The 13,630-nt window shown below is 58.5% G+C and carries 15 protein-coding genes; 9 read left to right on the top strand and 6 right to left on the bottom strand.

Translation table 11 applies throughout. The features are described 5' to 3' along the window. Positions 1-33: 33 nt before the first annotated feature. Both mtlD and mtlR read left to right on the top strand, forming a co-directional pair. Positions 34-1,182 (top strand): mannitol-1-phosphate 5-dehydrogenase, encoded by a 1,149-nt coding sequence (gene mtlD / locus AC3EMD_RS00810; RefSeq protein ID WP_008806863.1) that lies wholly within the window; start codon positions 34-36, stop codon positions 1,180-1,182. Beyond that, the gene (gene mtlR, locus AC3EMD_RS00805; RefSeq protein WP_002922401.1) at positions 1,182-1,778 is read left to right on the top strand and encodes a mannitol operon repressor MtlR; all 597 of its coding nucleotides are present in this window, start codon (positions 1,182-1,184) and stop codon (positions 1,776-1,778) included. The genes mtlD and mtlR overlap by 1 nt, the downstream gene beginning before the upstream one ends. On the opposite strand, the gene AC3EMD_RS00800 is transcribed toward mtlR, so the two are convergent. After that, entirely contained in the window at positions 1,767-1,991 is a 225-nt protein-coding gene (locus tag AC3EMD_RS00800) for a hypothetical protein (protein ID WP_012540317.1), read from the bottom strand. The genes mtlR and AC3EMD_RS00800 overlap by 12 nt on opposite strands. A gap of 272 nt (positions 1,992-2,263) precedes the next feature. Between AC3EMD_RS00800 and AC3EMD_RS00795 the strand changes: the two genes are divergently transcribed. From AC3EMD_RS00795 to trmL, 5 genes are all read left to right on the top strand, one after another. Further along, positions 2,264-2,626, top strand: a complete 363-nt coding sequence (locus AC3EMD_RS00795) for a YibL family ribosome-associated protein (RefSeq protein WP_008806861.1) — start codon at positions 2,264-2,266, stop codon at positions 2,624-2,626. 284 nt (positions 2,627-2,910) lie between these two features. Further along, the gene (gene lldP, locus AC3EMD_RS00790) at positions 2,911-4,566 is read left to right on the top strand and encodes an L-lactate permease (RefSeq protein WP_008806860.1); all 1,656 of its coding nucleotides are present in this window, start codon (positions 2,911-2,913) and stop codon (positions 4,564-4,566) included. Next, positions 4,563-5,336: a transcriptional regulator LldR gene (gene lldR / locus AC3EMD_RS00785; RefSeq protein ID WP_008806859.1), complete on the top strand. Its 774-nt coding sequence runs from the start codon at positions 4,563-4,565 to the stop codon at positions 5,334-5,336. Before lldP ends, lldR begins: the two co-directional genes overlap by 4 nt. Beyond that, on the top strand, positions 5,336-6,520 hold the full coding sequence (gene lldD, locus AC3EMD_RS00780) for an FMN-dependent L-lactate dehydrogenase LldD (protein WP_143832768.1): 1,185 nt from the start codon (positions 5,336-5,338) through the stop codon (positions 6,518-6,520). Before lldR ends, lldD begins: the two co-directional genes overlap by 1 nt. 251 nt (positions 6,521-6,771) lie before the next feature. Then, positions 6,772-7,245, top strand: coding sequence for a tRNA (uridine(34)/cytosine(34)/5-carboxymethylaminomethyluridine(34)-2'-O)-methyltransferase TrmL (gene trmL, locus AC3EMD_RS00775; RefSeq protein WP_004205043.1), 474 nt, complete (start codon positions 6,772-6,774; stop codon positions 7,243-7,245). Between the two features lie 81 nt (positions 7,246-7,326). On the opposite strand, the gene cysE is transcribed toward trmL, so the two are convergent. The 5 genes from cysE to AC3EMD_RS00750 form a co-directional block, all read right to left on the bottom strand. After that, entirely contained in the window at positions 7,327-8,148 is an 822-nt protein-coding gene (gene cysE, locus AC3EMD_RS00770; protein ID WP_002922426.1) for a serine O-acetyltransferase, read from the bottom strand. A gap of 73 nt (positions 8,149-8,221) precedes the next feature. Next, on the bottom strand, positions 8,222-9,241 hold the full coding sequence (gene gpsA, locus AC3EMD_RS00765; RefSeq protein ID WP_008806857.1) for an NAD(P)H-dependent glycerol-3-phosphate dehydrogenase: 1,020 nt from the start codon (positions 9,239-9,241) through the stop codon (positions 8,222-8,224). Then, positions 9,241-9,708 (bottom strand): protein-export chaperone SecB, encoded by a 468-nt coding sequence (secB, locus tag AC3EMD_RS00760; protein WP_002922428.1) that lies wholly within the window; start codon positions 9,706-9,708, stop codon positions 9,241-9,243. The genes gpsA and secB overlap by 1 nt, the downstream gene beginning before the upstream one ends. 60 nt (positions 9,709-9,768) lie before the next feature. Beyond that, positions 9,769-10,020, bottom strand: coding sequence for a glutaredoxin 3 (grxC, locus tag AC3EMD_RS00755; protein ID WP_008806856.1), 252 nt, complete (start codon positions 10,018-10,020; stop codon positions 9,769-9,771). 104 nt (positions 10,021-10,124) lie between these two features. After that, positions 10,125-10,556 carry a rhodanese-like domain-containing protein gene (locus AC3EMD_RS00750; protein ID WP_008806855.1) on the bottom strand — a complete coding sequence of 144 codons (432 nt, stop codon included), beginning with the start codon at positions 10,554-10,556 and terminating at the stop codon, positions 10,125-10,127. 245 nt (positions 10,557-10,801) lie between these two features. Between AC3EMD_RS00750 and gpmM the strand changes: the two genes are divergently transcribed. Then, positions 10,802-12,346, top strand: coding sequence for a 2,3-bisphosphoglycerate-independent phosphoglycerate mutase (gene gpmM, locus AC3EMD_RS00745; protein WP_008806854.1), 1,545 nt, complete (start codon positions 10,802-10,804; stop codon positions 12,344-12,346). Positions 12,347-12,355: 9 nt separating this feature from the next. Continuing rightward, the gene (gene envC / locus AC3EMD_RS00740; protein ID WP_008806853.1) at positions 12,356-13,627 is read left to right on the top strand and encodes a murein hydrolase activator EnvC; all 1,272 of its coding nucleotides are present in this window, start codon (positions 12,356-12,358) and stop codon (positions 13,625-13,627) included. Positions 13,628-13,630 lie beyond the last annotated feature (3 nt).

Genomic DNA, 13,630 nt, shown 5'->3' with positions numbered 1-13,630 from the left:
CTCAGGTAAAAACATTAATTGAAGGTTAATACTATGAAAGCATTACATTTTGGCGCAGGTAATATCGGACGTGGCTTTATCGGTAAATTGCTGGCCGACGCGGGCATTGAACTGACGTTCGCCGATGTCAATCAGACCGTACTTGATGCCCTGAATGCCCGTCATAGCTATCAGGTTCACGTCGTCGGTGAGAACGAGCAAGTGGATACTGTCTCCGGCGTCAATGCCGTCAGCAGCATCGGCGATGAGGTTGTAGACCTGATCGCTGAGGTGGATCTGGTCACCACCGCCGTCGGTCCCGTCGTACTTGAGCGCATCGCCCCGGCCATCGCCAAAGGGCTGGCGAAGCGCAAAGCGCAGGGCAGCGAACGTCCGCTGAACATTATCGCCTGCGAAAATATGGTGCGCGGCACCACGCAGTTAAAAGGCCACGTGTTTAACGCGCTGGCGGAAGAAGATAAAGCGTGGGTTGAAGCCCATATCGGCTTTGTCGACTCCGCCGTTGACCGTATTGTGCCGCCATCGGCTTCCGCCACCCATGACCCGCTGGAAGTCACCGTGGAAACCTTCAGCGAGTGGATTGTCGATAAGACGCAGTTCAAGGGCGCGCTGCCGACTATCCCGGGAATGGAATTAACTGATAACCTGATGGCATTTGTCGAACGCAAGCTCTTCACCTTGAACACCGGGCATGCTATAACCGCCTACCTCGGAAAACTGGCGGGCCACCAGACGATTCGCGACGCGATCCTCGACGAGAAAATTCGTGCCGTCGTGCAGGGCGCGATGGAAGAGAGCGGCGCGGTGCTGATCAAACGTTACGCCTTTGACCCGCAGAAACACGCGGCTTATATCCAGAAAATTCTTGGACGTTTCGAGAACCCGTACCTGAAAGACGATGTTGAGCGCGTTGGCCGTCAGCCGCTGCGCAAACTGAGCGCTGGCGACCGTTTAATTAAGCCGCTGCTGGGTACCCTGGAATACGGTCTGCCGCACCGCAACCTGGTGAAAGGGATTGCAGCGGCGATGCATTTCCGTAGCGAAGACGATCCGCAGGCGCAGGAGCTGGCGGCACTGATCGCCGACAAGGGGCCGCAGGCCGCGCTGGCGCAGATTTCCGGCCTGGATGCCGCAAGTGATGTCGTCGCGGAGGCCGTTAACGACTACAACGCGGAAAAATGATGCACAACCTGGCGCGACCAACGTCGCGCCCATTACGACTCCTGTCAGATATGCAGGCAATGATGGAAGAAACACAAGCATTTGAAAACCGTGTGCTTGAGCGTCTGAATGCTGGCAAAACCGTACGAAGCTTCCTGATCGCCACCGTCGAACTGTTAACGGAAGCGGTCAATATTCTGGTGCTTCAGGTGTTCCGTAAAGACGACTACGCGGTGAAATACGCCGTCGAGCCCTTGCTGGAGGGCAGCGGGCCGCTCGGCGATCTCTCTGTACGCCTGAAGCTGATTTATGGCCTTGGGGTGATAAGTCGTGCCGAATATGAAGACGCCGAACTGCTGATGGCCCTGCGCGAAGAGCTTAACCACGACGGCAATGAGTACAGCTTTACCGACGACGAAATTATCGGGCCGTTCGGCGAGCTGCACTGCGTCGCCGCCCTGCCGCCAACGCCGCAGTTTGATGATAGCGATGCCGAACTGCTGGCAATGCAGAAGCTGCGTTACCAGCAGATGGTGCGCTCAACAATGGTGTTGTCCCTGACTGAGCTGATTTCGCGAATCAGCTTAAAAAAAGCCTTCCAGAAATCAACGCTCTGACTCCGGCTCCGTCTGGTCGCAGGTCGGCCGGTAAAGCTGACGATAATATTCCAGACGCTGCAGAAACAACGCTTCCTTATCCTGGGGAATATCTCGCGGTATATGCTGCAGACGCGGAGATTTTTTCAAATACTCCATAAACGCCTGACTGGAAGCCATAAAATCAACCGCTTTATCGATTAAACGTGGTACGCCGTCGCCGATCTTTGCCATCACGTCCTCCTTTTGGGAATAATCTGATTAAGCATTAGCCAAATCACCGGCGCGGGTTAAGGAAAACGTGCTTATCTTCCGACGGGCTTCACAGAAATGAAATTAGAACGGGTATTAGGCGGAATATTAATAAAATTCAAATTATTAGCGAGCGCTGGTATAGCATTCTGCGGGCGATAAACGGCGAATTTTTGATAAATAGCTATCAACAATGACGGTCACAGCACATACTATAGGCGAATGAAGCCCCTTTATTAACAGATTAAGTCATCATGAAAGAAGTCGAAAAAAATGAAATCAAGCGCCTGAGCGACCGTCTCGACGCCATCCGCCATCAGCAGGCCGAGCTGTCGCTGGTGGAAGCCGCCGACAAATACGCCGAGCTGGAAAAAGAAAAAGCCACCCTGGAAGCGGAGATTGAACGTCTGCGTTCCGTCCAGAGCCAGAAGCTGAGCAAAGAGGCGCAAAAACTAATGAGCCTGCCGTTCCGCCGCGCGATCACCAAAAAAGAGCAGGCCGATATGGGCAAGCTGAAGAAAAGCGTTCGCGGTCTGGTGGTCGTCCATCCGATGACCGCCCTGGGCCGGGAAATGGGTCTGAAAGAGATGACCGGTTTCGCCCGCAGCGAATTCTGATCCCCTGCCCTCTCCGCCCGGAGAGGGTCATTCTGTCTTCACTTCCCACATTTTTACCCTCAGCCAGGTCGATTGGTCCTACCAATAATTTCATCTACCCCCCAGCAGTTCACAAATCCATCAAAATACATCACAAATACGTTGCTTAAGAGCAACATATGATTAACCATTCGTTGTCATCAACCCTGATACCCTTAATTGGCCGGGCCAATTTTACCTACGATGGGATCGGCAATGAGCGCAGACTCAGCCCTCCTCTCCTGGCGGCCCGATGGAGACCCTGCATGAATCTCTGGCAACAAAACTACGATCCCGCCGGTAATATCTGGTTATCCAGTCTTATCGCATCGCTACCGATTCTGTTTTTCTTTTTTGCGCTGATTAAGCTCAAACTGAAAGGCTACCTCGCAGCCACCTGGACCGTCGCTATTGCGCTGGCCGTCGCCTTGCTGTTCTATAAAATGCCGGTGGACCGCGCCTTAGCCTCGGTGGTCTACGGCTTCTTCTACGGCCTGTGGCCTATCGCGTGGATTATTATCGCCGCGGTCTTCGTCTATAAAATCTCGGTGAAGACCGGGCAGTTCGACATCATCCGCTCATCGATTCTGTCGATTACGCCGGACCAGCGCCTGCAGATGCTGATCGTCGGCTTCTCGTTCGGCGCCTTTCTCGAAGGGGCGGCGGGTTTCGGCGCGCCGGTGGCGATTACCGCCGCGCTGCTGGTCGGCCTTGGGTTTAACCCGCTGTATGCGGCTGGCCTGTGCCTGATCGTCAACACCGCGCCGGTGGCCTTCGGCGCGATGGGCATCCCGATCCTGGTCGCCGGCCAGGTGACCGGTATCGACAGCTTTGCTATCGGCCAGATGGTGGGCCGTCAGCTGCCGTTCCTGACCATTATCGTCCTGTTCTGGATCATGGCCATCATGGATGGCTGGCGCGGCATCAAAGAGACCTGGCCGGCGGTGATGGTGGCAGGCGGTTCGTTCGCTATTGCCCAGTACCTCAGCTCTAACTTCCTTGGCCCGGAGCTGCCGGACATCATCTCGTCGCTGGTCTCCCTGGTCTGTCTGACCCTGTTCCTCAAACGCTGGCAGCCGGTACGCATCTTCCGCTTCGGCGATATCGGCGCCTCGCAGGTGGATATGACGCTGGCCCGCACCCGCTACACGGCGGGACAAGTGATCCGCGCCTGGTCGCCGTTCCTGTTCCTGACCGCCACCGTGACCCTGTGGAGCGTACCGCCGTTTAAAGCGCTGTTCGCACCGGGCGGCGCAATGTATGACTTCGTCATCAATATTTCGGTGCCGTTCCTCGACAAAATGGTTGCCCGTATGCCGCCGGTAGTTAGCGCCGCGACGCCATACGCCGCGGTGTATAAATTCGACTGGCTGTCGGCAACCGGCACCGCCATTCTGTTCGCCGCCCTGCTGTCCATCGTCTGGCTGCGCATGAAGCCAAAAGACGCGCTGACCACCTTCGCCGGGACGCTGAAGGATCTGGCGCTGCCGATCTACTCTATCGGCATGGTGCTGGCGTTCGCCTTTATCTCCAACTACTCCGGGCTGTCGTCGACCCTGGCCCTGGCGCTGGCGCATACCGGCCACGCGTTTACCTTCTTCTCGCCGTTCCTTGGCTGGCTGGGGGTATTCCTGACCGGTTCGGACACCTCGTCTAACGCCCTGTTCGCCGCACTGCAGGCAACGGCCGCGCAGCAGATTGGCGTCTCCGATATTCTGCTGGTCGCGGCCAACACCACCGGCGGTGTCACCGGCAAGATGATTTCCCCTCAGTCGATCGCCATCGCCTGCGCAGCGGTAGGCCTGGTGGGTAAAGAGTCGGATCTGTTCCGCTTTACCGTCAAACACAGCCTGATCTTCACCTGCATGGTGGGCCTGATCACCACGCTGCAGGCCTACGTTTTAACCTGGATGATCCCGTGATAGTGATGCCTAAACGCCTGGCCGACGACGTGGCGCGTCGCGTCCGGGCGCTGATTGAAGAACAACAGCTGGAGGCGGGCATGCGACTGCCCGCTGAACGCCAGCTCGCCGCCCAGCTCGGCGTCTCGCGCAATTCCCTGCGCGAAGCGCTGGCGATGCTGGTCAATGAAGGCGTGCTGCTGAGCCGTCGCGGCGGCGGCACCTTCGTCCGCTGGCAGCATGAACCGTGGTCGGAGCAAAACATCGTCCAGCCGCTGAAGACGCTACTGGCCGATGACCCGGACTACAGCTTCGACATCCTCGAAGCCCGCCACGCCATCGAGGCCAGCACCGCGTGGCACGCAGCGATGCGGGCCACCGACGCCGATAAAGAAAAAATTCGTCTGTGCTTTGAAGCGACCCAGAGTGAAGACCCGGATATCGCCTCGCAGGCGGATGTCCGCTTCCATCTGGCCATCGCCGAAGCCTCGCATAACGTGGTGCTCCTGCAAACCATGCGCGGTTTTTTCGACCTGCTGCACTCCTCCGTTAAGCAGAGCCGCCAGCGCATGTATCTGGTGCCGCCGGTGTTTGCCCGCCTGACTGAACAGCACCAGGCCGTTATGGAGGCTATTGTTGCCGGTGACGCCGAGGCGGCGCGGCAGGCGATGATGGGCCACTTAGGTTTTGTCCACGCCACGATTAAACGTTTTGATGAAGACCAGGCCCGCCAGGCGCGAATTACCCGCCTGCCCGGTGACCACAATGAAAATTCCAGGGAGAACTCGTGATGATTATTTCCGCCGCCAGCGACTATCGCGCCGCCGCACAGCGTATCCTGCCGCCGTTTCTGTTCCACTATATCGACGGCGGCGCCTACGCCGAACATACCCTGCGCCGTAACGTCGAGGACCTGTCCGATGTGGCCTTGCGCCAGCGTATTTTGCGCAATATGTCGGATCTGAGTCTCGAGACCACTCTGTTCAATGAGAAGCTGGCGATGCCGACGGCGCTGGCGCCGGTCGGGCTGTGCGGCATGTACGCTCGCCGCGGCGAAGTGCAGGCCGCCGGCGCGGCGGACGACAAAGGCATTCCGTTCACCCTCTCTACCGTTTCCGTTTGCCCGATTGAAGAGGTCGCCCCGACCATCAAACGCCCGATGTGGTTCCAGTTATACGTCCTGCGCGACCGCGGCTTTATGCGCAATGCGCTGGAGCGCGCCAAGGCCGCCGGCTGCTCGACGCTGGTCTTTACCGTCGATATGCCGACCCCTGGCGCCCGCTACCGCGACGCCCATTCCGGCATGAGCGGCCCGAACGCCGCCCTGCGCCGCTACTGGCAGGCGGTGTCTCATCCGCAGTGGGCGTGGGACGTCGGCCTTAACGGTCGCCCGCACGATCTGGGCAATATCTCCGCCTATCTCGGCCAACCGACCGGTCTGGAGGATTACATCGGCTGGCTGGCGAATAACTTCGATCCGTCGATTTCATGGAAAGACCTCGAGTGGATCCGCGATTTCTGGGACGGTCCGATGGTGATCAAAGGGATCCTCGATCCGGAGGACGCCCGAGACGCGGTGCGCTTCGGCGCTGACGGCATTGTGGTCTCTAACCACGGCGGCCGCCAGCTCGATGGCGTGCTCTCCTCGGCCCGCGCCCTGCCGGCAATTGCCGACGCGGTGAAAGGCGACATCACTATTCTCGCCGACAGCGGCATCCGCAACGGGCTCGACGTGGTGCGGATGATCGCCCTGGGCGCCGACAGCGTGCTACTGGGCCGCGCTTACCTGTACGCCCTGGCGACCCACGGTAAGCAGGGCGTGGCGAATCTGCTGAACCTGATCGAAAAAGAAATGAAAGTGGCGATGACCCTGACCGGGGCGAAAACCATCCGTGAAATCAGCCGTGATTCGCTGGTGCAGAACGCCGAAGCGCTGCAGACCTTCGATGCGCTCAAGCAGAATAACGCCGCGTAGGCGGCGGCGTCATTCTCTCCCCTCACCCTAACCCTCTCCCTCAGGGAGAGGGGACTGTCCGGCAGACAGGTTAGCGGCGGCGTTTCCCTGAGCCTCTGTCCACGAGAAGTATCGACTGATGGGTGAGTCCTTTACCCGCACCCTCCGATCCACCGACCGGCGCCGGTTTTCCCCCTCTCCCTCAGGGAGAGGGCCGGGGTGAGGGTTCGCCAAATATCTGCTATTCTGCCCCCCGCAATTAAGGGGGCAGTATGCTGAACATCGTGTTATTCGAACCAGAGATCCCGCCGAACACCGGGAATATTATCCGCCTGTGCGCCAACACGGGCTTCAGTCTGCATATCATTGAGCCGATGGGCTTTACCTGGGACGATAAACGCCTGAGACGCGCCGGACTGGACTATCACGAGTTCACTGCCGTGCAGCGCCATGCGGATTACGCGGCGTTTCTCGCCAGCGCGCAGCCACAGCGGTTGTTCGCCCTGACCACCAAAGGCACGCCGGCGCACAGCGCAGTGAGCTATCAGGATGGCGATTTCTTGATGTTTGGCCCGGAAACCCGCGGTCTGCCGGCCAGCATCCTCGATGCCCTGCCGCCAGAGCAGAAAATCCGTATTCCGATGATGCCGGACAGCCGCAGCATGAACCTGTCCAACGCGGTGTCGGTGGTGGTGTATGAAGCCTGGCGCCAGCTGGGGTATCCGGGCGCCGTGTTGCGCAGCTAACCTGAGCCATTCCCGGATGGCGGCGCACCGCGCCTTATCCGGGCTACATATCTAAGCTTAACAGCGGCAAATGGCAATACATCAAATCCCGTCGCCGTACTCGAAGGTGTGGTGGATGCCGTTGAAATGCTGATCCATGTCCATCGCCGGCTTGTCGCTCTCCGGCTTGCCAACGATGCGCGCCGGTACGCCCGCCGCGGTGGTGTGCGGCGGAACCGGCTGCAATACCACCGAACCGGCGCCAATCTTCGCCCCACGTCCCACTTCGATATTACCGAGGATCTTCGCCCCGGCGCCAATCATCACGCCTTCGCGAATTTTCGGGTGACGGTCGCCGCTGGTTTTACCGGTACCGCCGAGGGTGACCGACTGCAGGATAGAGACGTCATCTTCAATCACCGCCGTTTCGCCGACCACAATGCCGGTGGCGTGGTCGAGCATGATCCCGCGGCCGATTTTCGCCGCCGGGTGGATATCCACCTGGAAGGAGACGGAGACCTGATTTTGCAGGAAAATCGCCAGCGCACGTCGGCCCTGAGTCCACAGCCAGTGGCCGATACGGTAGGCCTGCAGCGCATGGAAACCCTTCAGGTAGAGCAGCGGCGTGGAGTATTTATCCACCGCCGGGTCGCGCGTGCGCACCGCCTGAATATCGCAGGCGGCGGAGGCGATCATTTCCGGATCGGCGGCATAGGCCTCTTCGACCACTTCGCGAATGGCGATCGCCGGCATAATCGGCGAAGCCAGCTTGTTGGCCAGCATATAGCTCAGCGCACTGCCCAGATTTTCATGCTTGAGTAGCGTAGCGTGGTAAAAACTGGCGAGCATCGGCTCACAGTCAGCCAGAGCCCGGGCTTCGGCTTTAATATTATTCCAGACGATATCCAGTTCTTCACACGGCATTGCATACTCCAGACGATATGATAATGACCTGCCAGTTCTGCGCTGGCAGGGTCATTCAGGTGACAAAGGAAAGCTAATTGCTGCTGCGCTCGTCCTTGCGGGCGCGACCCAATAAGGTCAATGCTGCCTCGCGCGCAATTTTTCCGCAATACAATACCTGATAAATTTCCTCGGTTATTGGCATTTCGACACCTAAACGCTGTGCCAGAACGCGAACTTCCTTGGTATTGCGGTAGCCTTCGACCACCTGGCCAATCTTGTCCTGGGCGCTCTGCACGTCCATACCCTGGCCGAGCATCATGCCGAAGCGACGGTTACGGGACTGGTTGTCGGTGCAGGTGAGCACCAGGTCACCGAGACCGGCCATGCCCATAAAGGTTTCCGGATCGGCGCCCAGCGCCGCGCCGAGACGGGACATTTCCACCAGCCCACGGGTAATCAGCGCCGTACGCGCATTGGCGCCGAAGCCGATGCCATCCGACATACCGGCCCCGATGGCAATGACGTTTTTCACCGCGCCGCCGAGCTGCACGCCGATAAAGTCCGGATTGATGTAGACGCGGAAACTTTTGCCGCAGTGCAGCAGGTGCTGCAGATCCTCGGCAAACTGCGGATCCGTCGCTGCCAGCGAAATCGCCGTCGGCAGACCGGCGGCCAGCTCTTTGGCGAAGGTTGGCCCCGAGATCACCGCCAGCGGGATATCATCGCCCAGCGCTTCACGCGCTACGTCCTGCAGCAGGCGGCCGGTTTCAGCCTCGAGGCCTTTGGTCGCCCACACCAGACGTGCGTCAGGACGCATCAGCGGTTTAATCTGACGTAATACCTGGCCGAACACATGGCTTGGCACCACGACAAGGATGTCGCGGCTGGCGGCCAGCGCGGTGGCCAGGTCGCTCTCAAGATGCAGCGTATCCGGGAAAGGCACATCGGGAAGGAACGCGGCGTTGCAGCGATCGTGTTGCAGCGTCGCGATATGTTTCGGGTCATGGCCCCAGAGCACAACGTGGTGGCCATTTCTTGCCAGGGTGATGGCAAGAGCGGTGCCGTAAGAGCCGGCACCGATCACAGTCATTGCAGCATTAAGTGCGTTCATCAGGCATCCTGATGTTGTTCAGCACCTTCGCCAGCCTGCTGCTGCAGATAGTTCATAAACAGCGCGTCGAAGTTCACTGGCGCAAGGTTAAGTTGCGGGAAGGTGCCGCGGGAAACCAGGCTGGTGATGCACTCACGCGCGTACGGGAACAGAATGTTCGGGCAGTATGCGCCGAGGCAGTGCGCCATCTGGGTGCCTTCGATGCCGTCGATGGAGAAAATACCGCCCTGCTGTACTTCACAGAGGAACGCGGTTTCTTCGCCCAGCGCGGCGGTCACGGTCACACGCAGCACCACTTCATAAACGCCTTCAGCCAGCTGGGTGGAGGCGGTATCCAGATCAAGTTTAACTTCCGGCTGCCAGTCTTTCTGGAAAACTTGCGGCGCGTTCGGCGCTTCAAAAGAGATATCTTTGGTATAGATACGCTGGATCTGGAAGGTCATTTCGGTGCTGTTTTGTTCTGACATAGTAAAACCCTTTCGTGTTGTCCTTAAATACGCGCTTCCGCCAGGGAAAGCGCGCAAAAATTAGCGCAAGAGGGGATCAAGTCCACCACGTGAATCAAGCGCATACAAGTCGTCACAGCCGCCAATGTGCTGCGCATCAATAAAAATCTGCGGAACCGTCGTCCGTCCGCTGCGCTGGATCATCTCCTCACGCTTCGCGGCATCGCCATCGATCGGCAACTCATGGAACGTTACGCCTTTGCTGTTCAACAGCGCTTTCGCGCGTACGCAGAACGGGCAGGTCGCTTTGGTGTAGATCTCAATATTGGCCATGACTTTACTCCTGTTTTTACCCTGGGGTTTTACGCCGCAGCCTGAGCTTCCCCTCACGTCAGGCATGAAGGGGAAAGCGCGGCGGCATTACCACGCGAGGTAAGTTATTTGCCGCGTACCAGAGGAAGGTTTTCGCCGCTCCAGCCTGCGATGCCCTCTTTCAGTACAAAGACTTTTTCAAACCCGGCTTTGTTCAGCGCGCTGGCTGGCTCTTGCGCCTGCATGCCGGAACCGTCTACCACAATAATGGGTTGCGATTTGTGTTTTTCCAACTCGCCGACGTTATTGGCTTTGATATCGGCAGGCAGCAGGTTGATGGCGCCGGCAATATGGCCTTTACGGAAATCGTCACGCTGACGCAGGTCGACCACCACCGCATCTTCTTTATTGATAAGACGCGTCGCTTCACCACGGGTGATGACTTTAACTTTCGACATCAACCCTTTAAAGGTGGTGAACAGTACCGCACCCAGCAGCGCGATCCACGCGATGCTCAGGACCGGGTGACGGCCGATGAATTGCATAATTTCTTGCATGGGGGGTTACAACTCCCGACTAAGTGATAAAAAACCAGGGAAGGAGTATACCTGTGCATTGCGGCAAATACAGCCAGTGAGCGCGATGTAATGTATTTTCTGCGGGCGGTCACGAAAAAAAAGCCGCCTTCATCATCGCCTCTGACGCCGCCCCTTCCCTTTCTTTGATCTTTCACGGGGATTTAAACGATTCAGCTGTAGTAAAATTACGCAAAATTTCTGTCTTTGAGCATGAGGTTGTCGCAATGTCGGTTTCTAAAAAACCTATGGTACTGGTGATTCTGGATGGCTACGGCTATCGCGAAGACCAACAGGATAACGCCATTTACAGCGCTAAAACGCCGGTAATGGACGCCCTGTGGGCCAAACGTCCGCATACCCTGATCGATGCATCTGGCCTGGAAGTCGGCCTGCCGGACCGTCAGATGGGGAACTCCGAAGTAGGCCACGTCAACCTGGGCGCCGGTCGTATCGTCTACCAGGACCTGACCCGTCTCGATGTTGAAATTAAAGAACGCACCTTCTTCGCCAACCCGGTACTCACCGCCGCGGTCGATAAAGCGGTTGCCGCCGGTAAAGCGGTCCACATCATGGGCCTGATGTCTCCGGGCGGCGTCCACAGCCACGAAGATCACATCATGGCGATGGTGGAGCTGGCAGCAGAGCGCGGCGCTGAGAAAATCTATCTGCACGCCTTCCTTGATGGCCGTGATACGCCGCCGCGCAGCGCGGAAAAAACGCTGGCGACATTCGAAGCCAAATTTGCCGCGCTGGGCAAAGGCCGCATCGCGTCTATTATTGGCCGCTACTATGCCATGGATCGCGATAACCGCTGGGATCGCGTGGAACAAGCTTATGATCTGATGACCCTGGCGAAAGGCGAATTCCAGGCCGATACCGCCGTCGCGGGTCTGCAGGCCGCCTACGCCCGTGACGAAAACGACGAATTCGTCAAAGCCACCGTTATCCGCGCCGCCGGCCAGGCCGATGCCGCGATGGAAGACGGCGACGCGCTGATCTTCATGAACTTCCGTGCTGACCGCGCGCGTGAAATCACCCGCGCCTTCGTCAACGCCGACTTCGACGGCTTCGCGCGTAAGAAAGTGGTTAACCTCGACTTCGTGATGCTCACCGAATACGCCGCCGACATCAAAGTCGCCTGCGCTTATCCGCCCGCCTCACTGGCTAACACCTTCGGCGAGTGGATGGCGAAGCACGATAAAACCCAGCTGCGCATCTCCGAAACCGAGAAATACGCTCACGTCACCTTCTTCTTCAACGGCGGCGTAGAAGAGCCGTTTAAAGGCGAAGAGCGTATTCTGATTAACTCACCAAAAGTGGCAACCTACGATCTGCAGCCAGAAATGAGCTCCGCCGAGCTGACCGAGAAACTGGTCGCCGCTATCAAAGGTGGCAAATACGACACCATCATCTGTAACTACCCGAACGGCGATATGGTTGGCCATACCGGGGTGATGGAAGCGGCAGTGAAAGCGGTTGAAGCGCTGGATCACTGCATCGACCAGGTGACTCAGGCGGTGGAATCCGTTGGCGGCCAGCTGCTGATCACCGCCGACCACGGCAACGCCGAGCAGATGCGCGACCCGGCCACCGGTCAGGCGCACACCGCCCATACCAACCTGCCGGTTCCGCTGATCTACGTCGGTAACAAAGCGGTCAAAGCGGTCAATGGCGGTAAACTTTCCGACATCGCCCCGACCATGCTGTCGCTGATGGGAATGGAAATCCCGCAAGAGATGACTGGCAAGCCGCTGTTCATCGTGGAATAATCCTTCCCCATGAGGGGAAAGGCGACGTATTCAACTACATGGATCGCAACGGCAGTTCGATCCGTCCTTTACGCCAGCGCGCTCAGCGCTGGCGTATTGCTGTGCGCGTCATCTGCGCACGCCGACGATCGCGATCAGCTAAAGTCCATCCAGGCCGACATCGCCGCCAGGCAGCGGGCGATTAAGCAACAGCAGCAGCAGCGCGCAAGCCTGCTCGCCCAGCTCAAAGCGCAGGAAGAGGCGATCGCCGCCGCGGCCCGCAAACTGCGTGAAACCCAGGACAGCCTGAACCAGCTCAATAAGCAGATTGACGAGATGAACGCTTCTCTCGCGAAGCTGGAGCGTCAGCGCGCGTCTCAGGAGCGTAACCTCGCTGCGCAGCTTGACGCCGCGTTCCGCCAGGGGCCGCATACCGGCATCCAGATGGTGCTGAGCGGTGAAGAGGGCCAGCGCAATCAGCGGATGCAGGTCTACTTCAGCTATTTCAACCAGGCCCGTCAGGAGACTATTGCGGAGCTGAAGAAAACGCGCGAAGAGATGGCGGTGCAAAAGTCGATGCTCGAAGAGAAGCAGAGCCAGCAGCAGACGCTGGTCTACGAGCAAAAAGCCCAGCAGGCGAAGCTGGAGCAGGCGCGTAACGAACGGAAAAAGACCCTTTCCGGTCTGGAGTCCGCCATTCAGCAGGGTCAGCAACAGTTAAGTGAATTGCGGGCTAACGAATCGCGCCTACGCGGTCGTATCGCCCAGGCGGAGGCTGCCGCCAAAGCCCGAGCCGATCGGGAAGCTCGCGATGCGCAGGCGGTGCGCGACCGCCAGCAGGAAGCATCGCGCAAAGGCACCACCTATAAACCAACGGAAAGCGAGCGTTCGCTGATGTCACGCACCGGCGGGCTGGGCTCGCCGCGCGGCCAGGCGTTCTGGCCGGTTCGCGGTCCGCTCCTTCATCGATATGGCGAACAGCTGCAAGGTGAACTACGTTGGAAAGGGATGGTTATCGCCGCGTCTGAAGGCACCGAAGTCAGAGCCATTGCCGATGGTCGGGTCATTCTGGCCGACTGGCTGCAGGGCTATGGTCTGGTGGTGGTGGTCGAACATGGCAAAGGCGACATGAGCCTGTATGGCTATAACCAAAGCGCGCTGGTCAGCGTCGGTACGCAGGTTCGTGCCGGTCAGCCTATCGCGCTCGTAGGCAGCAGCGGCGGTCAGGGCCGTCCGTCGCTCTATTTCGAAATTCGCCGCCAGGGTCAGGCGGTCAATCCACAGCCGTGGTTGGGAAGATAAGTT

Source organism: Klebsiella sp. PK18 (assembly GCF_057784655.1).
Note: the sequence above shows the minus strand (reverse complement) of the source record. Positions and strands in the feature narration are given on the sequence as shown.

What these genes read in the sequence shown, in the direction of transcription:
- mtlD (WP_008806863.1), top strand. Translation starts at nt 34, where the DNA reads ATGAAAGCATTACATTTTGGCGCAGGTAATATCGGACGTGGCTTTATC.
- mtlR (WP_002922401.1), top strand. Translation starts at nt 1,182, where the DNA reads ATGCACAACCTGGCGCGACCAACGTCGCGCCCATTACGACTCCTGTCA.
- AC3EMD_RS00800 (WP_012540317.1), bottom strand. Translation starts at nt 1,991, where the DNA reads ATGGCAAAGATCGGCGACGGCGTACCACGTTTAATCGATAAAGCGGTT.
- AC3EMD_RS00795 (WP_008806861.1), top strand. Translation starts at nt 2,264, where the DNA reads ATGAAAGAAGTCGAAAAAAATGAAATCAAGCGCCTGAGCGACCGTCTC.
- lldP (WP_008806860.1), top strand. Translation starts at nt 2,911, where the DNA reads ATGAATCTCTGGCAACAAAACTACGATCCCGCCGGTAATATCTGGTTA.
- lldD (WP_143832768.1), top strand. Translation starts at nt 5,336, where the DNA reads ATGATTATTTCCGCCGCCAGCGACTATCGCGCCGCCGCACAGCGTATC.
- trmL (WP_004205043.1), top strand. Translation starts at nt 6,772, where the DNA reads ATGCTGAACATCGTGTTATTCGAACCAGAGATCCCGCCGAACACCGGG.
- cysE (WP_002922426.1), bottom strand. Translation starts at nt 8,148, where the DNA reads ATGCCGTGTGAAGAACTGGATATCGTCTGGAATAATATTAAAGCCGAA.
- gpsA (WP_008806857.1), bottom strand. Translation starts at nt 9,241, where the DNA reads ATGAACGCACTTAATGCTGCAATGACTGTGATCGGTGCCGGCTCTTAC.
- secB (WP_002922428.1), bottom strand. Translation starts at nt 9,708, where the DNA reads ATGTCAGAACAAAACAGCACCGAAATGACCTTCCAGATCCAGCGTATC.
- grxC (WP_008806856.1), bottom strand. Translation starts at nt 10,020, where the DNA reads ATGGCCAATATTGAGATCTACACCAAAGCGACCTGCCCGTTCTGCGTA.
- AC3EMD_RS00750 (WP_008806855.1), bottom strand. Translation starts at nt 10,556, where the DNA reads ATGCAAGAAATTATGCAATTCATCGGCCGTCACCCGGTCCTGAGCATC.
- gpmM (WP_008806854.1), top strand. Translation starts at nt 10,802, where the DNA reads ATGTCGGTTTCTAAAAAACCTATGGTACTGGTGATTCTGGATGGCTAC.
- envC (WP_008806853.1), top strand. Translation starts at nt 12,356, where the DNA reads ATGAGGGGAAAGGCGACGTATTCAACTACATGGATCGCAACGGCAGTT.